The organism is Rhodococcus sp. MT28 (assembly GCF_058792695.1).
Window position 1 is genome coordinate 91,381 of sequence record NZ_JBXAFD010000009.1, and the last position, 23,094, is coordinate 114,474.

Below are 23,094 nucleotides of genomic sequence, written 5' to 3' on the forward strand. Positions count from 1 at the left end.
TCGGCAGAGGACTGATCGGCGAAAGACTACTTGGCGTAGATCTTTTCGATGTCGGCGGCAAAGCTCTCGTGCACGACGTTGCGCTTGAGCTTCATCGTGGGCGTGAGTTCGCCTGTGTCCTCGGAGAAGTCGACCGGAAGAATGCGGAACTTCTTGATCGCCTCGGCGTGTGAGACGAGCTTGTTGGCCTCGTCGATGGCGTCCTGGATTTCGCCGACCAGTTCGCCGTCCGAAACCAGGTCGGCCGCTGTGGTTCCTGCGGCCTTGTTGTTGCGCTCGTTCCAGGCGGGAAGAGCTTCTGCGTCGATGGTGATGAGGGCGCCGATGAAAGGCTTCTGGTCGCCGACCACGATGGCCTGGCTGATCAGCGGGTGCGCGCGAAGGGAATCTTCGAGCTGAGCGGGGGAGACGTTCTTGCCGCCTGCCGTGACGATGATTTCCTTCTTGCGGCCGGTGATGGTGATGTAGCCGTCCTTGTCGACGGTGCCGAGGTCGCCGGTGTGGAACCAGCCGTTCTCGATCGACTCGGCGGTGGCCTTCTCGTTGCGCCAGTAGCCGGTGAAGACCACCGGTCCCGAGAGGAGGATTTCGCCGTCTTCTGCGATACGAACGGAGTTGCCGGCCAACGGCTTTCCGACAGAACCGACCTTCTGTGCGCCGATGGTGTTGACGGCGAAGGCCGCGGTGGTTTCGGTCAGTCCGTAGCCCTCGTAAATCGTGACGCCGATACCGCGGAAGAAGTGGCCGAGTCGAGCGCCCAGAGGTGCACCACCGGAAATGGCCAGCTGGCACTGCCCGCCGAGCGCTGCGCGCAGCTTCGAGTACACGAGCTTGTCGAAGAGAGCGTGCTTGGCCTTGAGAACGATGCCGGCGCCGCCCTTGTCCTGCGCCTCGCTCCACGCGACGGCGGTGTCTGCGGCCGCGTCGAAGATCTTTCCCTTGCCGTCGCCGTGCGCCTTGGCGCGTGCGCTGTTGTAGACCTTCTCGAACACGCGCGGCACCGAGAGGATGAAGTCGGGCTTGAACTCGCCGAACGTCGGAACGAGGTTCGGGATGTCACTCGTGTGCCCCAGCGCTGCACCGGCGTCGAACGACGCGATGCTGACTGCGCGAGCGAGAACGTGCGCGAGCGGCAAGAACATCAGCGTGCGGACGCCAGGAGTCTTGAGCAGCGTGCCGAGGTTGGAGTCGAGGATGCCCTTCGACTCGGCAATCAGGTTGGAGTGCGTCAGCTGGCAGCCCTTGGGTCGGCCCGTGGTGCCCGACGTGTAGATCAGGGTCGCGGGATCGGATGCCTTCAGTGCCGCGACGCGGGCGTGGACGTCCTCGTCGGAGATGTCGGCGCCCAGTGCGGTCAATTCCTCGACGACACCCTTACCGCCCGCCGCGGCATCGATCTGGTAGACCGTGCGCAGCGCGGGTGCGGCTGCAGCGACGTCCTTCACGGTCGCGGCGTGAGTGTCGTTCTCGACGATGAGGTCGATTGCTTCGGAGTCCTCGAGAATCCAACGAACCTGCTCGGCTGCGGAGGTTTCGTAGATCGGAACCGTCACGCCACCGGCTGCCCAGATGGCGTAGTCGACGAGCGGCCATTCGAAACGCGTCGCCGACATGAGGCCGACGCGGTCGCCCTGCTTGACGCCGATCGCGATGAGGCCCTTGGCGACGGCAGTCACCTGAGCGGCGAAATCGCCTGCAGTGACATCGACCCATGCATTTCCGACTTTGCGCTTGTAGACAACCGCCGCCGGCTTCGTCTTCGCGAAGGCGAAGACCGAGTCGACCGCGGAGGCATCCTCGGGAATGGTGAACGTCTGGGGTGCGCTGAACTCAGGCACGAAATACCTCCGACACTGCGAAATACTGACGAGTAGGGTTTTCGTCTCCTACTGTAGTCGCATGTCCGACGCAGTTGTGGCCAGGCTTACAGTCTGTCCGGTATGTAGTGTTGCGACACCCCTCGACGCTTCGCGGACGCGATATGTGAAGCTACTTCGGTGAGCAGCATTCAGGTCGCAGACCAGACTTTCATCGCCGCCCCGCCCGAGCGGGTCGCCGAACTGTTGTCCTCGCGCGCGCAGTGGCGTCGCTGGTTCAGTGATCTCGAGCTCGAAGTCCGGGAAGATCGCGGTCCCGCAGGATTCCGTTGGGGAGTGTCCGGTCAGCTGGTCGGCACCATGGAGGTGTGGCTCGAACCGGCCATGGACGGGACGATCGCGCACTACTTCCTGCACTGTGAGCCGGTCGGCGTATCGCCGTCCGATCTGGCGACCCTCGACCTCGCCGGGATGAACCGCAAGCGTCGGGTCGATGGCAAGGTCATGTCGTTCCAGCTCAAACGCGAACTCGAAGCGGGACGTGCCGCCGGAGTAGCACCGGACTGATAATCGAAGCACTGCACGTTGTGCAGGTTCTGGACTTTTGACGAAGGAAGGTAGCGCAGTCGTATGGCCGAGAAGACCAAGGGGTTGATCAGCATCGACGCTCCTGCCGACGCCGTGATGGACGTCATCGCCGATTTCGAGCGGTACCCCGAGTGGGTGGCCGCGGCGAAGTCCGTCGAGGTGACGGCGCCGGGACAGGGCGGCCGCGCGGACCGAGTACGTTTCGTCCTCGACGCGGGGATGGTGAAGGACACCTACGAACTGCAGTATTCGTGGGCACCGGACGGTATGGCGGTGAGTTGGGAGCTGATCTCGGGCGAGATTCAGAAGTCCCAATTCGGTTCGTACACACTCGAGCCCGGCCCGAACGGCACCACGTCGGTCACCTACGAGTTGACGGTCGACCTGACGATTCCGATGATCGGACTGTTCAAGCGCAAGGCCGAGAAGATCATCACCGACACAGCTCTGAAGGAACTGAAGAAGCGAGTCGAGGGCTGAGTGCCGGAGCAACGATCGCGCGTCCAACTGTTCGTCGGTAAAGGCGGAGTAGGCACGACGACGCTTGCCGCAGCGACTGCTGTGTCGGCTGCGACCGATGGGGCGAGAGTGCTGCTCGTGTCGATCGATCAGGCAGGTTCTCTTGCAGACGTCCTGGGCGTGCCGAATCCGCGAACGACCACATCTCTCACCGAGCGTCTCGACGTCCGGCAACTCGACACGTCAGCGCTCCTCGAGGACAAGTTCCGAGGATTGTCGGGGTTGATCGACGCTGCAGGAACTTTCGGAGCGGGAGATCACGAACACGGTTCGTCGTTCGAGGGCTTGGAACCGGAAGAGTTGACGGGATCCCTGGGCATCCAAGACATGCTCGGGCTCGCCGAGATCGTCGACCTCTCGGACAGCGGCGACTACGACGTCGTGATCGTGGACTGTCCGGCCGCAGCCGAAGCGCTGCGGATACTCGGCTCGCCGTCGATGGTGTCGGAGTATCTCGAGCGATTGTGGCCGCGGCACAGGCGGATGGTCGCTGTGACAGGTACGGACATGCGGCTGCTCCTGCTCGTGTCCGTCGTCGAACGCGTGCTCGCGTCGGTGGATCGGATCGCGGTTCACCTCTCGGATCGGGAGAACACCGGCGTGCGTGTGGTGACGTCGGCCGACGGCGTGTCGGTCGCGGCGACTCGTCGGACGTTGTCCGGGCTGGCTCTGGCCGGGTTGCGAGTTGACGGGATTGTGGTCAACAACCTTGTCCCGCAGTTCAACTCGTCCGCCGGGAAGGGTGTCGACGATTCACCGGCGGCGCAGTGGCTCGCGTCGATCCGGGCGGCTCAGGCACTCGTCGTGGACGAACTGCGTGGATCAACCGATGGAATGTCCGTCACAACGGTCGAACGCGCTTGCGCCGAACCGGTAGGGTTGGCCGCTCTGGGCGAGATCGCGGCCACGTTCGAGGGTGGAGCGGGCACGGATTCGGGCACCGTCGGTACCGCGGACAACATCGTGGTGTCGTTGGAGTCCGGGACCGGAGTCGATTCGGTGTACGTGATGCGGATGTACCTTCCGCTCGTGGATCCGTCGTCGTTGTCGTTGGGCCGGGTGGAGGACGATGTGCTGGTGGGAGCAGACGGCGTACGACGCAGAGTTCGTTTGGCGTCGGTGCTGCGTCGTTGTGTCGTGAACGGGGCGGAGTTGGACGGCAGTTACCTGATCATCCGGTTCAGCCCGGATCCCGCGGTGTGGCCGGTATGAGCGAAGAGCACGAGCGCCTCGTCGCGGAGTTTCGCGCGCTGGCGGAAACCGTTCTGACGCGCCTGGAACCGGTGCTGCAGAAGGCCGCAGCAGCGACGGCAGACGTTGCGAGTGACTCGGCGTCCACGGACACGCAGCCGGTGTTCACCGGCTGCAGCTGGTGCCCGGTGTGCGCCCTCGCCGCACTGGTTCGCGGTGAGCACCACGAACTGTTGGCATTCCTCGCGGGTCAAGCAGCAGCATTCCTTGCGTTGCTTCGTGAGATTCTCGACGAGTTTCTCGGGGGGCCGTCAGGCCCCGATCGTGGACCCGAAGGCGGTCCGACGACGCCAGGTGCGGAGCGAACTCGCACGGCGGCATTTGTCCCGATCAACGTGACGGTCAAGGACTGACTCAGTACCCCGGGTAGAGCGAACGGCCCGAGATGAGCACAATCGACACAATGGTCACCGACGCACGAGGCACCGATTCAGGGTGCGCACTCCAGCGGACGCCGCTCGCGCGGGAATCGTCGCGATGAGCGCGCGCCGCTTGAAAGCGGTCTCCGACTCCACCATGGACGACATCTTGACGGTCGGCATCGACGTCGGCGGGACGAGTATCAGGGCCTCCATCGTGGACGTCGACGGACAAGTGCTCGAGATGATTCAAGCCCCGACCCCGCAGTCGGCCAGGGCACTCGAAGACGGTCTCGATCGCGTCGTGCGCGAATTGGTCACCAGGCACGAGGTATCGGCCGTGGGGTTGGCGGTCGCCGGCTTCATCACCTCCGATCGAAGCTCGGTTCGGTTCGCTCCGCACTTGCCATGGGTGGACGCGCCGGTCGGAAGTGACTTGAGCAAGCGGCTCGGCTTGCCGGTCGTTCTCGAACACGACGCCAATGCAGCGGCGTTCGCGGAGCACCGATTCGGCGCGGCCGCAGGTGGCCGCAATGTCGTGATGGTGGCGATCGGGACCGGAATCGGTGGAGCGCTGCTGATCAACGGTGAGCTGTACCGGGGGAGTCACGGCGTCGCTCCCGAACTGGGCCACATCCAGGTCGTTCCGGGCGGGCGTCAGTGCGCGTGTGGCAAACGTGGGTGTTGGGAGCGCTATTGCAGCGGAACGGCGCTCGTCGACACGGCAATCGAACTGCTTGCCGCCGACCCGGCCGCGTCGACGGTCCTGGCGCGTGAGGTAGCGGTGGATCCTGGTTCGCTCACCGGTCGCCGGATCGCCAACGCCGCGCAGGACGGTGACCCACTCGCGCTGGCAACGATCGCCGAGTTCACCCGTTGGCTGGCCGTGGGTCTGGCCATGGTCGGTGACGTCTACGATCCCGATCTGGTCGTGATCGCCGGCGGCGTCGCGAGTTCTGCCCCACTGTTTCTCGACGACGCCCGCGAGCAATACGCGACATTGTTGACCGGGGCGAAGCACCGCCCACTGGCCCGCATCCGTTCCGCTCAGCTGGGCGAAGCTGCGGGCATGGTCGGCGCCGCCGCTTTGGCCCGATCGGTAGTGCCTCAGGATCTCGGTGGGGTCGACGGCGCTGGAACCACGTCTGCCGGACTGTGATCGGGTCGATCCTGCAGGGGCGTGTGTAGCGGGGGTTACCGGTCGGCAGTAAGGTCGTACTCAGCGAAATTCAGCTGTGAATGGGAGGGACGCCGTGTGGTATTGGCTCTTCAAGTATGTGTTGCTGGGGCCGATTCTCTGGCTGCTCGGGCGTCCGACGGTCAAGGGTCACGAGAACATTCCGACTGACGGGGCGGCCATTCTGGCCAGCAATCACCAGGCGGTTCTGGACTCGTTCTACCTTCCGCTTCGCGTCAACCGCCGCATCACGTTCCTTGCCAAGAGTGAGTACTTCACCGGTTCCGGTCTGAAGGGCGCTTTCCAGAAGTGGTTCTTCACGGCGGTCGGTCAGGTCCCTATCGACCGAACCGGTGCAGACGCGGCGCAGGATGCACTCAACGCCGGTCTCAAGGTCCTCGGTTCGGGCAGCCTGCTGGGTATCTACCCCGAGGGGACGCGCTCGCCTGACGGTCGCCTCTACAAGGGCAAGACCGGAATGGCGCGCCTCGCACTTGAATCGGGCGTCAAGGTGATCCCGGTAGCGATGGTCGGCACCGACAAGATGAATCCGATCGGCTCACGGATGTGGCGTCCCGCCAAGGTCACCGTGATCGTCGGCGAACCCATCGATTTCTCCCGCTTCGAAGGCATGGGCGGAAACCGCTTCGTCGAGCGCGCTGTGACCGACGAGGTGATGTACAAGTTGATGAAACTCTCCGGCCAGGAGTACGTGGACATCTACGCGGCAAGCCTCAAGAACCAGGCGCCCACGAAACCCGAAGCTGCCGTCGACGTTCCGGCGGAAGGCGGCGAGTCGGTTGTCGATCTCGTGGCCTCGGCCGAGTCGAAGGAATCCGCGAAGTCCGACAAGGATTCGCTCCCGGACGCACAAGCCAGCTAGAGATTTCCCACACCGGCCGCACGCGCATTGGCTCCAGAGCCTGCGCGTGCGGCATAGTTTTCGGACGTGCGCTACTTCTACGACTGTGAATTCATCGAAGACGGTCGAACCATCGATCTCGTGTCCATCGGCGTTGTCTGTGAGGACGGCCGAGAGTACTACGCGGTTTCGACGGAGTTCGATCCCGCCCGTGCCGGTAGTTGGGTGCGCAAGAACGTGCTGCCGAAGTTGCCGCAGCCTTCGTCGCCGCTGTGGAAATCACGCGAGAAGATCCGCGACGATCTTCTGAAATTCTTCGTTCCGCGGCCGATGGTGGTTCCGGAGCTCTGGGCGTGGGTCGCCGCCTACGACCACGTCGCGCTGTGCCAGTTGTGGGGCGACATGACGGAACTACCGCAGTCGATGCCGCGGTACACCCGCGAACTCCGACAGTTCTGGGAAGACAACGGCAGTCCTGCCCTCCCGTCGGCGCCCGCCGACGCACACGACGCACTTGCCGACGCCAGGCACAACCTCGTGAAGTTCGACGCCATTTCGGCTGCACGGTCACTTCGCTGACCCAGGTTTCGGTGCGCGGGAAGTGTTCCGATTGGGCTGCGATCGAGAGCCTGTGTGACGCGCCGACGAGCGAGCGAATATCCTGTAGAGGTGAACTGGACTGTCGACGTGCCGATCGACCGCTTGCCCGAACTCCCGCCGCTGCCTGCCGGACTGCGTAAGCAGCTCGACGAGGCGCTCGCGAAGCCCGCTGCTCAGCAGCCCTCGTGGCCCGCTGACCAGGCGGCCGCCATGCGGACTGTGCTCGAGAGCGTGCCTCCCATCACGGTGGCCAGCGAAGTCGAGGCGCTGCAAGAGCGTCTCGCGCAGGTCGCGCGTGGTGAGGCATTTCTGCTCCAGGGCGGTGACTGCGCCGAGACCTTCGCGGACAACACCGAGCCGCACATCAAGGGAAACATCCGCACGTTGCTGCAGATGGCCGTCGTGCTCACCTACGGTTCCTCGATGCCGGTCGTCAAGGTCGCTCGCATCGCCGGCCAGTACGCCAAACCGCGCTCTGCCGACATCGACTCGTTGGGTCTGAAGTCCTACCGCGGCGACATGATCAACTCGCTCGTCGCCGACGAGGCAGTCCGCGCCCACGATCCTTCGCGACTGGTGCGTGCATACGCCAACGCCAGCGCCGCGATGAACCTGGTTCGCGCACTCACCGGCGCCGGCATGGCCGACCTGCACAAGGTGCACGATTGGAACCGCGAATTCGTCGCAGCGTCTCCCGCGGGCGCACGCTACGAGCAACTGGCAGCCGAGATCGACCGCGGCCTGCAGTTCATGAACGCGTGTGGCGTCACCGATCCGAGCCTGCACCAGGCACAGATCTTTGCCAGCCACGAGGCCCTGGTTCTCGACTACGAGCGCGCGATGCTGCGTCTCGACAACGACAGCGATCACCCCAAGCTCTACGACCTGTCGGCTCACTTCCTCTGGATCGGTGACCGCACTCGTCAGCTCGACGGCGCGCACATCGCCTTCGCCGAGTTGGTGTCCAACCCGATCGGCCTCAAGATCGGCCCGAGCACGACGCCGGAAATGGCGGTGGAATACGTCGAGCGTCTCGACCCCACCAACAAGCCGGGTCGTCTGACTCTGATCTCGCGCATGGGCAACGGCAAGGTCCGCGACCTGCTGCCGGCGATCATCGAGAAGGTCCAAGCCACCGGTCACCAGGTCATCTGGCAGTGCGATCCGATGCACGGCAACACCCACGAAGCCTCCACCGGGTACAAGACGCGCCACTTCGACCGCATCGTCGACGAGGTTCAGGGATTCTTCGAGGTCCACAACGGTCTCGGCACGCATCCGGGTGGCATCCACGTCGAGCTGACCGGTGAGAACGTCACCGAGTGCCTCGGCGGCGCGCAGGACATCTCCGACCTCGATCTCGGCGGTCGCTACGAGACGGCGTGCGACCCCCGATTGAACACCCAACAGTCGTTGGAGCTCGCGTTCCTCGTGGCCGAGATGCTGCGAGGCTGAAACCCTGCTTCGCCGAAGCTGATTCGCGCCGGCATTGATTTTCGGCAAACGCCCTCACCCGCTCGCGCAGGTGGGGGCGTTCGCTATTGCGTGAATCGTGTGACGAATCGGCGCTGCCAGGGCATTTCGACGGCGCGAGGTGAGTAACGTGCGCGAACGTACGCGGTGGCGTCCTTACTGGGCACTCCGTCCATGACGGCAAGAGCGGCCAACGCTGTTCCGGTGCGGCCGTATCCACCACCACAAGCGATCTCGACTCTTTCGGTTTCCGAGCGCACCCACACTTCGTGCAAGGCCCTGCGCAGCGCATCGGGATCGCTCGGCAACCAGAAATCTCGCCAGCGGACCCACTCCGACTCCCACTCGGTGTCGGGAGGTTCTTTACCGGTCAGATAGACGCCGAAGGTGGGGAGAGGTCCGGAAGGAAGTGGATTGCGGAGTCCTCGACCCCGAATCGATCTCCCCGACGGCAAGTCGAGTATCCCAATGCTCTCGGGTTCCCACGTGGCCATGAATTCAGATTAGGCCGAAGCGGACTGTCAGGGAATTGCGACGACGCTGATGTCGGTGCCCTTGGCAACGAGATCGTTCTTGACGCTCTGGCTGATGATGACCGAGCTGTCGTTCTGGGTGAGCTGACGCACGGTGATCTCGAGGCCGAGGCGGCCGAGTTCTTCGCGTGCTGAGGAGACGGAGCGGCCGATCAGCGAGGGAACCTTGACGGAGTCGGAGATGAGGAGAACCACGGAGGTGCCGGCGTTGACGGAGGACCCGACTGCGGGATCGGTGCCGATCACGCTACCGCCCTCGACGGCGTCGTCGAACGTTGTTCTGGTGGTGCTGACGGAGATACCTACCTTGTCGAGGGCGGCGCGCGCAGCGTTCTCGGACATGCCCTTCACATCGGGAATGTCCACGGGCGGTGACCCTTTGGATGTGATGACCTTGACCGAGGAGCCCACGGCAACTTCGGTTCCCGGTGCCGGGTCGAGCGCGGCCACGCCGCCGATCGGGATCTTGGAGCTGAATGTGTCCCCGCCGTCGACCGCGACGAGAGTGCGATCGGCGAGTTGTGCGCCCAGGGCCGAGACGTCGCCGCCGGCCGGAATGGGCGGGACAGTCGGACGCCCGAGCGAAGTCAGCAGCGCGACGGTCGAGCCTTTGGTAACCCTGGAGCCGGAGGCCGGGTCTGTCCCGATCACCGTGTCGATGGGTTGGGCGTCGGAGTACTGACCCTGGACGTCGGGGGAGAGCCCGGCGTCCTGCAGAGCGGTGACCGCAGTGTCCTTTGTCAGCCCGTCGATCGAGGGAACGGCTGTATAGCGGCCCGATCCCATCCACCATCCGCCGAAGCCCAACGCGAGCGCGAGGACCGCGATGACGAGCAGCCAGATCAGGGTGGCTCGTCGCGATTTGCGTCGTGCCTCGACAAAATGAGCATGCGGATCGTCGTGCCCCGGGTGGTCGTCGCCGAAATCGGAACCGTCGTCGAAATCCGAGTCGCCGTCGACCGTCGCCGGACGAGCAGTTTGTGCGGTGACCGCGCGAGTGTGCTGGATACCGCCAGGGGGAGGAGAGCCCGTGCCGAGCGCCGTGGTGGCTGCCACAGCCGGGGCCACGCCGGACGCCAATACCGTCGTGGCAGCAGGGTTCGGGCGCGCAGCAGAGTTCGGGTGTACCTCCGTGGGAGGCGCAGGCGCCGGTTGTGGCCGGGCCGGGGCAACTTGCGCGCTCTGGTGCTGGGCGCTTCGACGCGGAGCGGGAACGCGGTATGACGGAAGTTCCAGTTGCTCGCTCACACTGCGAAGTGCAGCTGCCATCTCACCGGCGTCGGCGAAACGATGTGCGGGCTCGCGGTGAGTGGCTTCGGCAACCAGACGATCGAACTGCGCCGGTACACCGGGGATACGTGAACCTGGGCGCGGGACATCGTCGTGGATGCGTTGGTAGGCGATGGAGAGTGACGTATCGCCGGTGAACGGTGTTGTACCGGTGAGAAGTTCGAACATCAACACGCCGGTGGAATAGACGTCGCTTCGAGTGTCGGCAATTCCTGACGTCACCTGTTCCGGCGACAGATAGGCCGCGGTGCCGAGGATCACGCTGTTGGAGGTGGTGGTTGCTGCCGCAGCTGCACGCACCAATCCGAAGTCGGCGATCTTCACTTCGCCGGTGTCCGAGATCAAGATGTTCTCGGGTTTGACGTCACGGTGCACCAGTCCCGCTCGATGCGCCACCGCCAACGCGTCCAGGACAGGTGCCACGACTGCAGCGACTGCGTGTGGCGGCATCGGTCCGCGCTCACGAAGGAGTTCACGCAAGGTTCCACCGTCGACGAGTTCCATCACGAGGAACACGTGATTGCGATCGCTGCCTTGGTCGTAGACGGCCACAAGGGCCGGATGCTTGAGTCGGGCCACGGCCCGGGCCTCGAACTCGAAACGAGTCAGGAACGCTGGATCGCCGGCGAATTGCGGGTCCATCACCTTGATCGCGACAGGTCGATCCAACCGTGTATCGAGGCCTCGATACACGGTCGACATACCGCCGCGCGCGATCGGTGCGTCCACTCGATAGCGGCGCTCGAGCATTTCGCCGATCAACCCTCGACCTCCGTAATGACTGTTCCTCCGTGCTTGCGATCTGTCTGCTTGCGGTCTAGGTGGTAGCTGTCGGCATGTGGGTGGTTGTTTACCGCGTACTGGCTCCCGCAGTGAGGGCACCCATTTACATCCACCGCGAAATCCCGGTTACTGATACGCCGCATCCCGTCCATCGTAGCCAGCGATACCGACGCGGAAGTCTCGAGAACGTCACAGAGCGCTGTGACCTGAGCGGAGCGGCAGTTTCGAGCACTGCACCGGGCGGTACACAGCGGGCTCGCCGGACCGGATAAACTTCTCGCGGTGAGCGCGATTCCTTATTGTGATGATGTCCTGGATTCTTCGGTTTCCCTGTTCCAGCTGGTGGATGTGGCGAAGAACGTCGGGTTGCCGGTGAGCAAGGTTCACCAGTTGCTTCGCGATCACAAGATCATCGCAGTCAAGCGGCATGGCGTTCTCGGTGTCCCCGAAGTGTTCTTCGGCGAGGACGGCCAGATCGTCAAGTGGCTGCCCGGTCTGCTGGCGGTGCTGCACGACGGCGGCTACACCGATGTCGAAATCCTCCGCTGGTTGTTCCTGGCCGACGATTCCCTGCCGGGGCGCCCGGTGGACGCACTGCATGGTGATCTCGCGCGTGAGGTCATCCGCCGCGCACAGGCCATGGCTTTCTGAGCTGCCGGCCTTCTGACAACTCACCGCATGCGGTTTTTCGCCGCGTAGGTTGCCGACCGGACCAGACCCGGCGCAGCGACTCGAAGTCGCGTGCGTCCGGGAACGGACACACGTCGATGCAGTATCCGGAAGTCGGCGCGCTCGACCTGGTCGAGAATTGCTCCGTACAACACGAAAGCCGTGCGGATCGACGGCTGGACCCGCCGATCGAGCATCGGGATGCCAGATTCGGCAGACCGATACCGCCCCCGCGTCACGGCAATGAAGTGTGCCAGCGCGCGCTTGACCCGAACGTCCACCGTTCCGGTTCTGCGCCCGTGCTCGAGCATCTCGATGTCGACCCCGAATGCGGCGAACTCGCCCGCCGGTAGATACAGACGTCCCCGGTCGAGGTCTTCACCGACGTCGCGGATAAAGTTGGTCAGCTGAAACGCCTCACCGAGATTCGACGCGGGCACTACCGCTTCCTGCTGCGGAACGCTCACTCCGAGAATCGGGAGCATCTGCAAACCGATGACGACGGCAGAGCCGTACATGTACTCGCTGAGTTCGTCCATCGTGTTGTAAACGGGTCGAAACTTCGCCGTGTCGGGGGCGTCCATCCGCATGGACTCGAAGAAGGCGTCGAAATATGCGCGCGGGATGTCGAACGTCTTCACAGCATCCGCGAAGGCCGGGAGTACGCGTGTCAGGTCGAGGGGAACCGTCGACGGGAAGCCACCTGTCGCAGTGGGGTTGTCGAGTGCGTTGACGGCTGCACGTTCGACGTCGGCGAGCACCGTGCCTCGTTCATGCGGACCCGAGGGTTCGTCCACGATGTCGTCGACGACGCGAGCAAATGCGTAGAGCGCATGAACTGCGCGGCGTCGAGGTACGGGCAACAACCGGGTGGCCAGAAAGTACGTTCGGCCGTGTTCCCTCGTCACGTCCTCGCAGAATTCATAGGACGCAGGCAGTGCGTTCATGACACGCGGATCACGCAGATCCTGACGTCGAGGGCGCCGAGGCGGCTGACGTCATTTCGATCGGTTTCTCGTGTTTGCGTCCACGAAGTCGCAGTGGGTCTTCCGTCTGCAAGGACATCGCCGCGATCACGGCAGCGACGATGGCCAGAGCCACGTGCGGGAAGGTGTACAGGCCGATCGATCCGTCTGGCTGGAACACCAGCATCAGCCAGGTGGACAGCCCGGTCAGTACGGCGAGAGTCGTCGGCGACATTGCGAAACCGGCCGCTACTGCCAGCGGCCAGGAGTAGTACCAGGGGAGTGCTGCGGGGGACAGAACGACGATGGCGACCATCACGATCACGATGCCCATGACGGCGTCGCGTTCGGTCTTGCGGTAGCGCCACCACACGACGGCGATGATCGCGATCAACACAACCGCCGAGATGGTCCGGGAGACTTCGAGGATGTCGTTGAAATGGTCGCCGGCGAACCAGGAGGTTGCCATGGTTCCGATGTGCGCCACGATCGTGGGCAGCGAGAGCCAGTTGATGATCTTTGCCGAACCGGAGAGTGCCGTCGTCCAGCCGAGGCCGACTCCGGCGATCAGTGAGGTGGATCCGAGTACCGCCACGAACACCGCGAAACCTGCGCCGGCTGTCTTGACGAACGATCGGATCGGTGACGCCGGTTCTCGCCCGGCCGCTGCGGCGTCCTCCCGCTCGTGGATCATCCAGATCCAGACTATGAAGGGAAGTGCGACGCCTGCGGTTGCCTTGATCGCGACGGCGAGCGCGATCAGCCCGATCCCGAAGAGGTGCTTGCGTTCGAGAGCGAGCGCAATGCCTGCGGCCATGAGGCCGACCATGAGCATCTCGTTGTGAACGCCGCCGATCAGGTGGATCAGGACGAGGGGATTGAGTACTGCGAGCCACAGGGCGATCGAGGTGTTTCCGCCGAGCTTCGTCGCGAGATGGGGAACGGCCCACATCATCAGGGCGAGTCCGGGCAGCATCGTGATCCGCAACAGCATCGTGCCGGCGATGACGTTCTCGCCGGTCAGCCGAACGATGGCGTCGGCAAGGAGAAGGTGAACCGGACCGTACGGGGTAGTTGTCGTCGTCCACACGTTGGAGACGTTGTCGAGCAGGATTCCCGGATTGACGACGGGGCCGACGGCATACGGGTCGAAGCCGTTGCGCAACAACGCGCCTTGCGCCAGGTAGGAGTAGGCGTCACGGCTGAACATGGGCACCGCGAACAGCAGCGGAAACGTCCAGACCGGGACGACGTAGCGCAGGCCGCGCAACGAGACGTCACCGCGCAGAGTCGAGCGGCCCAGTCGAACCCAGGCGGCGATCATGCACAGGACACCGATCCAGACGATGGCCGCCGACAGAATCGATCCGTGGCCGAAACGGAGCCAGGACAGATGCATCGACTCGAGCAGCGGATCTTGGCGCCGGACGCTACCGGCACCGAATCCGCCGAAAGTGATCATGACTGCGCCGAAGAAACCGAGCAGTGCACTGTGACCTTCGGGAGTCCGAAGGAAATTGGCGGCCCTTAGGTGCCACGGTCTTTCAGTGGCTGCGGCAGAGGACGTCATCGGTGCAGGTTCCTCCCCCGAGGAGATCGGTGTCGATCGGCGCGTGCAGCGCCCGAGTCGGTGAATCGTGGATGAATGGTCGGTTACGAGGGGCCAGTTTAGTTGCTCGCACGAGTGCCCACCGCGCTGGCTCGCTCGCGTGTACCGGTAATACGTTCGGCGGCGAGCCGTCCGGACAGCAGAACGGTCGGTACTCCCACCCCCGGAACGGTTCCCGATCCGGCGAGAACGACGTTGTCGAAGCCGCGGGCGAGGTTCTTGCGTCGGAACGGCCCCGTCTGGGTGAAGGTGTGTGCCGCTGCGAACGGGCTACCCGCGGCCATGCCCTTCTCAAGCCAGGTCTGCGGGGTGTCGACGTGATCGATCTCGAACCCTTCGACCAGTCCCGTGTAGCCACGTTCTTGCAGCGTGAGGATGATTTCGCGCACGTAGGGCGGGCCGAGAGTCGACCAGTCGAGACTTGCACTGTCCAGATTCGGACACGGCGCGAGGACTGACAGCGGTTCACGGATTCGGCCGTCTCGCGAGAAGGCCAGGCTCGGATCGGTCTGTGCCGGTCGGGTGACGAGCAGTGACGGATCACTCATCAGTCGCCCGCGGCCGCGGCGTGCCGTGATCTCGGCGAAGGTACGCTTCCACGCCTCGCCGAAGTCGATCATGTGGTGTCGCTGCGCGGGCCATTCGTCGGCGACCGCGGAGGAAACAGTGCCGTGAATCACGACAGCGGACGGCGATGTACGCACCGGGCGCGGACGCAATCGCGTATGCGGGCGCAACAGCGAGTCCGTGACGGCCATGTCGGGAGTGAGGACGGCGGCGTCACAGTCGAAGCGCTCGCCGTCGCGTGTGTGAACGGTGTGCACGCGCCGATCGCTCACCTCGAGGCGTTCGACAGTGCGGCCGAGATGCAGAATTCCGCCGGCCTCGGTGAAGGCGTCGGCCATCGACTCGGCGATCGTGCGCATCCCGCCCTCGGGGAAGTAGACGCCGAGTGAGGTGTCCATGTGAGCGATCGCCCCGTACACCGCGAGGGCCCGAGACGGAGCAACGCCCGCATACAGCGCTTGGAAGGTGAAGATCCGCCGGAGGCGAGGGTCGCGGATCTTGCGATCCACCTGCCCGCCCAGTTTCCCGAATCCTCCCAGTGCGACGAGCCGGCTCAGATCTTTGACTGCGTCACGCGAATTGACCAGTCCGAGGGGAGAATCGAAGTCGGCGTCCATGAAGCGGTCGAATTCCGCGTCGAAGATCCGGTTCAGCCATTGCCGCAACGCACGGTATCGCTGCGCTTCTTCCGGCCCGCAGACACGGGAGACTTCGGCAGCCATGTCTTCTGGGTCGGCGTGGACATCGAGAGCGGTGCCGTCTGCGAATCGCGCGTGGTACGTCGGATCGAGCTTGTGCACAACGAATTTGGGGTTTGTCGAGGCTGGGTCGGCGCCGACGGCCGCAAGGGCGTCTTCGACGAGTTCGGGCATCGTGAGCACCGTTGCGCCGTTGTCGATGCTGTAGTCATTGCCCTGGTAGACACCGACTCGCCCACCGACCGAGCTGTTGCTCTCGAGAATCGTAACGTCGCGGCCGGCGCCACGCAGATACAACCCCGCAGACAGTCCGGCAAGTCCCGCGCCGACGATCACGACTCGATCGGTCGGCGAGCTGACGGTTCGAGTGCGGTGCACGTGTGCCACGGTCAGTAGCTTCGCTTCGTGGCCGCGATCGCCATGTCGGTCAGGCGAGCCTTGGACTCTGCCGTTGCCGTGCTCGAGTCGAGGGCGTTCGCAGCTGCCTCGACGAGGGTGTCGATCTGCGTTTCGACGTCGGTGACGGCGCCCAGATCGGTGATCACCTGGCGCAGAGTGTCGACCTCGGTGTCGGTCAGCTGCGTGCCGATTCCGTTGCGGAGCAGTTCTGCTGCCGCCGGATCTGCGGCGTCGGCGCGGGCAAGCGCCATCGCGAACAGGACAGTTCGCTTACCGGCGATGAGATCGTCGCCCGACGGTTTGCCCGTGACGGACGGATCTCCGAAGACACCGAGCAGGTCGTCGCGAAGTTGGAAGGCGATACCGATGTCCGTGCCGAAGGTCCGGTAGGCATCGACCAACTCGGCGTCCGCACCGAACAGCGCGGCGCCGAGGTGCAGTGGGCGTTCGATCGTGTACGCGGCGGTCTTGTAGCGGTTGACCCGCATGGCTGCCTCGACGGTCTCGTCGCCTCGGGCTTCGTTGCTGATGTCGAGGAATTGGCCACCGAGCACCTCGGTGCGCATTGCCGACCAGACCGGGCTGACACGTGCGGCCGCCTCGGGGCTGATCCCGGATTCTCGGATCATGTCGTCCGCCCAGGCCAAGGCCAGGTCGCCGAGAAGAATGGCGACGGCCTCGCCGAAGTGCGCGGAATCGCCGCTCCACTCCTCGTCTCGGTGCTGGTTCTCGAATTCGACGTGAACGGTCGGGAAGCCGCGCCTGGTCGTGGATGCGTCGATGATGTCGTCGTGGACGAGCGCGCAGGCCTGCACCAGTTCGAGGGCGGCGCACGCACGAATCACCGCGTCTGCGTTCTTACCGTTCGGGTCGCCTCCGGCGCCGAGCCATCCCGTCCAGGCGAACGACGGTCGGACGCGCTTTCCTCCGCGCAGGACGAAGGCCTCGAGGGTGCTGACGGCCTCCTCGTATCCACCGCCGATGTTCGAGACGAGTTCGCGGCGTGAATCGAAGAAGTCGCGGAGCGCTGCTTCGAACAGACCCGGCAGTTCGAGTGAGGTCGGATGCGGTGCGGTGTTGGTCGAACTCTGTCCAACGCGCGCGGTTCCTGCGGACAGGGTGGCCTCCAAGATCGGTATGTTCTCGCGCCGGAGGGTTACACGGAAGCGAGCTTGGAGCCCAGCTTAGTGGGGGTTGGAATCAACGGCGGGTCGGGCCGTGAACTGCGCGATCCTGACATTCGGGATACGCAGTACTGGGCGATGAGCTTGTTTGCAGCTGGAAAACATATGCTTGACCGGTGACATTCGATCCAGTCAGGGGCCGCTCCAGCGAGGGATGGGCCACCCGAACACCGTCGATCGTCGATCGGATCGCTTCCTCGACAGGTAGCCGTATTCCGTTCTCGGTCGAGTTTTCGCCGCCGCGTGACGCGGACGCCGAAGCGCGCCTGTGGCGTGCGGTGCGTACCTTCGAGCGGCTCGGACCGGCATTCGTCTCGATGACCTACGGCGCAGGTGGCTCGACGCGCGATCGTACGGTGCGTGTCACCGGCGAACTTGCCGAAGAGACGACCCTGCTGCCGGTTGCTCACCTGACTGCTGTCTCACACAGCACCGAAGAGCTTCGCGCCATGGTCGGTGCCTACGCCGATCGTGGGATCAGCAACATCCTCGTATTGCGCGGCGATCCGCCCGGCGATCCGCTCGGCGAATGGAAGAAGCATCCCGAAGGCGTCGAGTACGCCGAGGAACTCGTGCGGATGGTCCGTGACCTGGGCGACTTCCACGTCGGCGTCGCGTCGTTCCCCGAGGGGCACTACCGCGCTCCGGACTTGGCATACGACACGAAGTACCTGGTGTCGAAGTTGCGTGCCGGCGCCGAGTACTCGATCACGCAGATGTTCTTCGACGTGGAGGACTACCTGCGTCTTCGTGACCGGGTGAGTGCGTACGACGCAGAACAGGGCGCCAAGCCGATCATCCCGGAGATCATGCCGGTGACGTCGCTGCGCTCGGTGCGGCGCATGCTCGAGCTCTCGGGCTCGTCGTTGCCCCCCGCTCTCGAGCGTCGATTCGACGCCGCGGCCGGAAGCGGTCCGGACGAGAACCGTGCAGCGGTCCGCGAACTCGGCATCGATCTGGCCACCGAGATGGGTGAGCGGTTGATCGCCGAAGGCGCTCCGTGCCTGCACTTCATCACTTTGAACTTTGCGCGCGCCACCAGTGAGGTCCTCGAGCGACTCGGTCTCACCCCCGACACCTCTGTCGGGACAGCGCAAGCCGTCTGATCCCGGTTGCCCCGCTCGACACCAATCGAGTGGGGCAATCGCCAGGCGCTACTTCGTGGTGTTTTTCGGATTCCTGTTGTCAGCTTGCTTGCTGGCAGGTGATTTCGTGACAGGCGTCTTCATGACCGGTGCTTTCGCGGCGGGCGCGCGCTTGATCGGTGCTCGATTGCGCGCCATCCAGGCCATCGCACCGACGACAATCGCGACACCGAGCGCCAGCCCGGCCATGATTCCTGCCCACCCGGCGAAGCTTCGGGTGCTTGGGTCCGCGTAGTTGACCTCGGCGCGCATTGTCGACACCTCGCCGGCGGGCAAGGTCCACGACACCCGGGAATCGCCGTCTCGTGTTCCGTTGGTCGTGCCGACCCGTGCCGGGAAGGCGATGCTGACCTGGACGTCGGCGCCCTGAGTTGGAACCGTCTTCAGGTCTGCCTTGCCGTCGAGCGTGACGGTGTCCCCGGATCGCTTGAGGGTGATCTGGAACGACCCGGACCCCTCGGCGTACATGGAGCCCAGTTGGGCGACGTCACCGAAGGACAAGTCGCTGAAGAACGCCTGGCTGCCGACGTACCCGTCCTTCTTGTACTCCTGAACCCGTATCTTGTCCTCCAGCGACGAAGGTGGGGTCAGCTGCGGACCCTTGTCCGCCTCGTTCGCCGGAATAGCGGCAGCTACCACCTGTCCGGTCACACGATCGTTCGCGGACACTCCCATCGACACCTGCACGCGGATGCACCCGGCAAGCAAGGGAACAAGCATGAGGGCGAGCGCGGCAACCGTCAGGAAACGTTTCCGACTGGTCGGCTTGGCGGCGGGATCGGTGGACTGTTGCACAGTGGTCATCGTGCCAGCCGTGGCGTAGCCAGTCATCGAGGCGGGGGCGTGTCGGCGGGTGAAGTTCGGCGGGTGACCTTCACGACCTGCTCGAACGACGCATCCAACGACGAGTCGCGCCCCGGCGGCTGTCCGACAGTGCGATTCGAGCCGCACTGCGACCACTGGCTCCGGACACACCGCCACCGGGATGAGTCGATGCTCCGGTCAGATACAACCCGTCTGCTCCCGGAACGCGATGGCCGGACAGTTCCGGAAGCGGTCGCCACAACATCATCTGATCGAGTGACATCTCGACGTGCATGACATTTCCGCCGATCATCCCCAATTCCGACTCGATGTCCCGGGGGGTCTGAATGAACCGGTCGAGGACGGAATCGGCGAACCCGGGTGCGAAAGCCTCCATCTCGCCGACGATCCGGTCGGCCTCCGCCTCGGCGACCGATGCCCAATCGCGATGTCCGCTGAGGCGATACGGTTGCCACTGCGACCACAGTGTCACCTGATGCCGACCGGCCGGGGCGATCGTGGGATCGATTCCGCTGAAACTCATTCCGAGAACCGCAGGGCGAGGAGGAAGTTCCCCCGCCAGTGCTGCGCCGTGTGCAGTGCGCAAGTGTGCGCGATCGGAGACGAGTAATTGCAATCCCGAGGTACTTTCCCGTGTCGTGGCGTCGCCGCGGTACGACGGAAGCGCGGATGTCGCCAGTCGAAGTACCGCGCCGATGCCGGGGCCGACCCTGATTTTCCGCCGCCAGTGATCGAGCGTGGTTCGGTCGAAGCCCCCTCGGCCCAGGAGGTCGAGCGTGGTCAGGATGTGGCACCCGGCGATTACCTTGCGAGCGTGAACTTCTCGACCGCTCTTGGTTGTGGCGGTCCAGTGACTCGAGTTTCGGCGGATCGACGTCACGCCGTCACCGAGCGCGACCGTGGCGCCGTCGACGGCCATCCGGGAGGCCAACGCAGCACTCAGTGCGCCGCTTCCACCGACTGCTCGCCCTGGCGGCAAGATGTGCATGAGGGCCGCGAAGCCGACCATCGGAGCGGTTCCCGGTTCCGACATCGCAGGCCCGGACTGGGCGCCGAACCACGCAAGCGCTGCTTTGAGTGCCTCACTGTCGAAATACTCGTCGAGCAGTGCGTCGCCAGGCGCGAGGAACTGCCGAGACAGTTCGCTGTTGCCGCGTGCGGTGGCGAGACCTCCGAACGCACCGATCAGGTTCGATCCGGTGGGCGGTGCGGAAAACGCTTTCATGACATGTCGACTGCGCTCCGACCAGACCGCGACGAATCGCCGGTAGGAGTCGGCGTCCTTTGTCCCGCATGCTCGTTCGATGGACCAGCAGGTTGCGTCGAGGTCGCGGTGAAACACGATGCCCGGCCCGTCGGTGCCCGGGGCGGGCGGCGCGAACGCCCACGGGTCACAGTCGATGTAGCGCAGTCCGTGCGCGCCGAGTCCGAGTTCCTCGATGATGCCGCTGTGTCGGATCATGAGGTGTGCCGACGACCCCCGGTCCACCTTGTATCCGGGAAATCGCTCGACGGTCGAGACTGCGCCGCCGAGAACCGTGTCCTTCTCCAGAACCTCGACCGACCAACCCTCGCGTGCGAGGTAGGCGGCCGATACGAGCGCGTTGTGTCCGGAGCCGACGACGACGGCGTCGAGAAGCGCGCTCACAGTGGGAGTCCACGGCCGAGGACTGCGAACGGCCGGTTGTCGCCGGCAAAACGAAATCTGCGGAGCACGTCACGAAAGCCGAGGCGACGGTACAGCCGCCAGGCTCGGTTGTCCTCGTCGTACACCTCGGGTGTCGACAACAGAACACTGCGTTCGGGTCGATCGACGAGGAGGTGACGCAAGAGCGATTCGCCCAACCGGTGACCTTGTCCGTTCGGATGCACGTGGAGTTCGGTGAGTTCGAAGTAGTCGCTCAGAATCGCGTCGATCTCGCTCTGGGGACGACCCGAGCGCCGAAGCCCGTGCAGTACCTGTTGATGCCACCACTGGTCCGGGCTCCCGCGATACCCGTAAGCGATCCCCACCAGCGGCAGATTTTCGTGTGACGGTTGCTGAGGAACCGCCAAAGCGCCGACTGCCTTCCAGCCAGGCCGGTTCGCGTGCTCCTGCCACATCGGTGCGCGATGGAACTCGGTTCCTCGCGGATAGTCCATCGCGGTGACGTACACGGCCAGTGCCTCGTGGAGTCGACTCGCGAATTCTGCGCGATCGAGGTCGACCGTATGTGGTGTCCAGGCGATCTGCGGGTCGACCGGTCTCACCTCTTCTCTTGACGGCGTGTCGGTGGGTGCAGTTATATTGAATAGGTCGAACAGATGTTCGATGTGGGTGATCCGGAGATGCCCGAAGGGAAGCGGGCATCTCCGGACCACCTGGTCTTGGATCCTCACGGTGCAGGAGGTGCCCCGATGTCCGAGCGTGTGAAGCCTGAACGTGTGAAGTGCCAACGAACTCTTCCTGCCGAGTTGTCGAGTCCGTCGGATGCCGCAATTTCTCGATTGCCGATGTCGGCGAGGCGGTCCTTCGGCGCGAGTGACGCCAGCGACCGCACTGCTCGAGTGGGAAAGTCCGGTGTGGCGTGGGGGCTGCTCCGGAAGGCGGATGCGCTTTTAGAGGAAGCGATTGGGGCGGGCGATCCTGCCGACCGGTTCCGGTGTGCCTACCTGGCGGCCCTACGTGGTGCCGGGGCAGTGTTGGCCGCAGCTCCTGCCGGTGCCGGCTCGAAGCGCAAGCGAAGTGGAAACGCGTGGGTTCTGATGGACGCCGCAGCGCCCGCGTTCGGAGCGTGGTCGAAATTCTTCGCAGGGTGGTCCGCTACGCGTGCGGCCGTGGAAACCGGCGTGTCGATCGTGATCACGGACTCCGATTCCGACGCATTCTTCGCCGAGGTCGGCCGTTTTCTCACGGCGGTCGAAGATTTCATCGGTCAGGACGCGTCCGAGCATTTGCGAGCGTCGTGAACAAATGGTCCGTGTCGGCAGTTGTTTCCGGGGAATTTCCTGGTCCGCACAGGCAAATGGAGCCGAATCGGGGCCCTTCGGCACGAATACGTACGCTTGTGGCGGAACTCGTACCCGGAGTTGGTGGTCCGAGACCTAAACTGCTCGTATTATGAAAACAGGTAATCGTCCAACTTGATTACCCGCCGCCTCACACCGTGGGGTGGTTGCCAAACTTCCAGTGCCGGGGGAGGTACCGTGCCACTCTCCGAGCACGAGCAGCGCATGCTCGATCAGATCGAGAGCGCTCTCTATGCCGAAGACCCCAAGTTCGCCTCCAATGTGAGGGGCGGCCGTATGCGGGCGCCGTCGAGTAGACGGCGGTTCCAAGCAGCGGCTCTATTCGTGCTGGGTCTGGTCCTGCTGATCGCGGGGGTTGCACTCCCGCTCAAGCCGGGCGGTTTTCCGATCATCAGCCTGTTCGGTTTCTTGTTCATGTTCGGCGCAGGGGTGTTGTTCCTCTGGGGTGGTGGACGTAAGTCTGCGCCGGCCGCCGACTCCGCTTCCGAAGGTGGCAATCATCCCTCCGGTCCGCCGGGTAGGGGTAGTGCCGGCGGATCCGGGCGGGGACGCGGCCGGAAGTCCGGCGGCGGATTCTCGTCGCGGATGGAAGATCGATTCAAACGCAGGTTCGAGCAGGACTAGCTCTCCCGCCCTTCTTCGGGCGTACTTCGAGAGTGATGCAGTTCGGACGTGACGCCCTCTTCAGGGCACGGACGACCACACGTGTGGCGGGGGGGGAACAAAAGTGTCGACACACACACACTGGTGTTGTTGGGGGTGTGGGGGTGTG

22 protein-coding genes are annotated in these 23,094 nt (G+C 64.2%); 12 read left to right on the forward strand and 10 right to left on the reverse strand.

The features are described from left to right. Positions 1-26 precede the first annotated feature (26 nt). Positions 27-1,838 carry an AMP-dependent synthetase/ligase gene (locus AC1Q6C_RS27575; protein ID WP_047887999.1) on the reverse strand — a complete coding sequence of 604 codons (1,812 nt, stop codon included), beginning with the start codon at positions 1,836-1,838 and terminating at the stop codon, positions 27-29. A gap of 159 nt (positions 1,839-1,997) precedes the next feature. Here AC1Q6C_RS27575 and AC1Q6C_RS27580 point away from each other — a divergent pair, with 159 nt between their 5' ends. The 8 genes from AC1Q6C_RS27580 (at position 1,998) to AC1Q6C_RS27615 (ending at position 8,628) form a co-directional block, all read left to right on the forward strand. Beyond that, positions 1,998-2,384: an SRPBCC family protein gene (locus AC1Q6C_RS27580; protein ID WP_054827545.1), complete on the forward strand. Its 387-nt coding sequence runs from the start codon at positions 1,998-2,000 to the stop codon at positions 2,382-2,384. A gap of 63 nt (positions 2,385-2,447) precedes the next feature. Beyond that, the gene (locus AC1Q6C_RS27585) at positions 2,448-2,885 is read left to right on the forward strand and encodes an SRPBCC family protein (RefSeq protein ID WP_003941701.1); all 438 of its coding nucleotides are present in this window, start codon (positions 2,448-2,450) and stop codon (positions 2,883-2,885) included. Next, entirely contained in the window at positions 2,886-4,136 is a 1,251-nt protein-coding gene (locus AC1Q6C_RS27590; protein ID WP_003941793.1) for an ArsA family ATPase, read from the forward strand. Next, a complete protein-coding gene (locus AC1Q6C_RS27595; RefSeq protein ID WP_007730069.1) occupies positions 4,133-4,528 on the forward strand; it encodes a hypothetical protein in 396 nt (131 codons plus the stop codon). Before AC1Q6C_RS27590 ends, AC1Q6C_RS27595 begins: the two co-directional genes overlap by 4 nt. Before the next feature lie 124 nt (positions 4,529-4,652). Continuing rightward, positions 4,653-5,693, forward strand: coding sequence for an ROK family protein (locus tag AC1Q6C_RS27600; protein ID WP_492666914.1), 1,041 nt, complete (start codon positions 4,653-4,655; stop codon positions 5,691-5,693). 94 nt (positions 5,694-5,787) lie between these two features. Continuing rightward, a complete protein-coding gene (locus AC1Q6C_RS27605) occupies positions 5,788-6,594 on the forward strand; it encodes a lysophospholipid acyltransferase family protein (protein ID WP_003941692.1) in 807 nt (268 codons plus the stop codon). A gap of 66 nt (positions 6,595-6,660) precedes the next feature. Further along, complete coding sequence (locus tag AC1Q6C_RS27610; RefSeq protein ID WP_003941683.1) at positions 6,661-7,152, forward strand: polyadenylate-specific 3'-exoribonuclease AS; 492 nt, start codon at positions 6,661-6,663, stop codon at positions 7,150-7,152. Positions 7,153-7,242: 90 nt separating this feature from the next. After that, positions 7,243-8,628 (forward strand): class II 3-deoxy-7-phosphoheptulonate synthase, encoded by a 1,386-nt coding sequence (locus AC1Q6C_RS27615; RefSeq protein WP_007730070.1) that lies wholly within the window; start codon positions 7,243-7,245, stop codon positions 8,626-8,628. 83 nt (positions 8,629-8,711) lie between these two features. Here AC1Q6C_RS27615 and AC1Q6C_RS27620 read toward each other — a convergent pair whose 3' ends face one another. After that, the gene (locus tag AC1Q6C_RS27620; protein WP_003941706.1) at positions 8,712-9,140 is read right to left on the reverse strand and encodes a protein-tyrosine phosphatase family protein; all 429 of its coding nucleotides are present in this window, start codon (positions 9,138-9,140) and stop codon (positions 8,712-8,714) included. A 27-nt stretch (positions 9,141-9,167) separates the two neighbouring features. Next, complete coding sequence (gene pknB, locus AC1Q6C_RS27625) at positions 9,168-11,231, reverse strand: Stk1 family PASTA domain-containing Ser/Thr kinase (RefSeq protein WP_003941667.1); 2,064 nt, start codon at positions 11,229-11,231, stop codon at positions 9,168-9,170. A gap of 303 nt (positions 11,232-11,534) precedes the next feature. Here pknB and AC1Q6C_RS27630 point away from each other — a divergent pair, with 303 nt between their 5' ends. After that, a complete protein-coding gene (locus tag AC1Q6C_RS27630) occupies positions 11,535-11,903 on the forward strand; it encodes an Rv2175c family DNA-binding protein (RefSeq protein ID WP_003941747.1) in 369 nt (122 codons plus the stop codon). Positions 11,904-11,923: 20 nt separating this feature from the next. Here AC1Q6C_RS27630 and AC1Q6C_RS27635 read toward each other — a convergent pair whose 3' ends face one another. From AC1Q6C_RS27635 to AC1Q6C_RS27650, 4 genes are all read right to left on the reverse strand, one after another. Continuing rightward, positions 11,924-12,868, reverse strand: coding sequence for a phytoene/squalene synthase family protein (locus tag AC1Q6C_RS27635; RefSeq protein WP_007730072.1), 945 nt, complete (start codon positions 12,866-12,868; stop codon positions 11,924-11,926). A 10-nt stretch (positions 12,869-12,878) separates the two neighbouring features. After that, positions 12,879-14,456, reverse strand: a complete 1,578-nt coding sequence (locus AC1Q6C_RS27640) for an alpha-(1->6)-mannopyranosyltransferase A (protein ID WP_003941737.1) — start codon at positions 14,454-14,456, stop codon at positions 12,879-12,881. A gap of 98 nt (positions 14,457-14,554) precedes the next feature. Then, positions 14,555-16,147, reverse strand: coding sequence for a phytoene desaturase family protein (gene crtI, locus AC1Q6C_RS27645; RefSeq protein WP_003941668.1), 1,593 nt, complete (start codon positions 16,145-16,147; stop codon positions 14,555-14,557). Between the two features lie 2 nt (positions 16,148-16,149). Next, positions 16,150-17,289, reverse strand: coding sequence for a polyprenyl synthetase family protein (locus AC1Q6C_RS27650; protein ID WP_003941696.1), 1,140 nt, complete (start codon positions 17,287-17,289; stop codon positions 16,150-16,152). Positions 17,290-17,459: 170 nt separating this feature from the next. Between AC1Q6C_RS27650 and AC1Q6C_RS27655 the strand changes: the two genes are divergently transcribed. Further along, complete coding sequence (locus AC1Q6C_RS27655; RefSeq protein WP_003941803.1) at positions 17,460-18,449, forward strand: methylenetetrahydrofolate reductase; 990 nt, start codon at positions 17,460-17,462, stop codon at positions 18,447-18,449. A gap of 48 nt (positions 18,450-18,497) precedes the next feature. On the opposite strand, the gene AC1Q6C_RS27660 is transcribed toward AC1Q6C_RS27655, so the two are convergent. The 3 genes from AC1Q6C_RS27660 to AC1Q6C_RS27670 form a co-directional block, all read right to left on the reverse strand. Further along, positions 18,498-19,292, reverse strand: coding sequence for an LppM family (lipo)protein (locus AC1Q6C_RS27660; RefSeq protein WP_063892119.1), 795 nt, complete (start codon positions 19,290-19,292; stop codon positions 18,498-18,500). Between the two features lie 70 nt (positions 19,293-19,362). Then, complete coding sequence (locus tag AC1Q6C_RS27665) at positions 19,363-20,961, reverse strand: phytoene desaturase family protein (protein ID WP_230358787.1); 1,599 nt, start codon at positions 20,959-20,961, stop codon at positions 19,363-19,365. Beyond that, the gene (locus AC1Q6C_RS27670; RefSeq protein ID WP_003941672.1) at positions 20,958-21,563 is read right to left on the reverse strand and encodes a GNAT family N-acetyltransferase; all 606 of its coding nucleotides are present in this window, start codon (positions 21,561-21,563) and stop codon (positions 20,958-20,960) included. The genes AC1Q6C_RS27665 and AC1Q6C_RS27670 overlap by 4 nt, the downstream gene beginning before the upstream one ends. A gap of 147 nt (positions 21,564-21,710) precedes the next feature. Here AC1Q6C_RS27670 and AC1Q6C_RS27675 point away from each other — a divergent pair, with 147 nt between their 5' ends. Together AC1Q6C_RS27675 and AC1Q6C_RS27680 are read left to right on the forward strand one after the other, a co-directional pair. After that, positions 21,711-22,262, forward strand: a complete 552-nt coding sequence (locus AC1Q6C_RS27675) for an SAV_6107 family HEPN domain-containing protein (RefSeq protein WP_225320059.1) — start codon at positions 21,711-21,713, stop codon at positions 22,260-22,262. A 237-nt stretch (positions 22,263-22,499) separates the two neighbouring features. Continuing rightward, positions 22,500-22,946: an SCO2097 family morphological protein gene (locus AC1Q6C_RS27680; protein ID WP_003941660.1), complete on the forward strand. Its 447-nt coding sequence runs from the start codon at positions 22,500-22,502 to the stop codon at positions 22,944-22,946. Positions 22,947-23,094 lie beyond the last annotated feature (148 nt).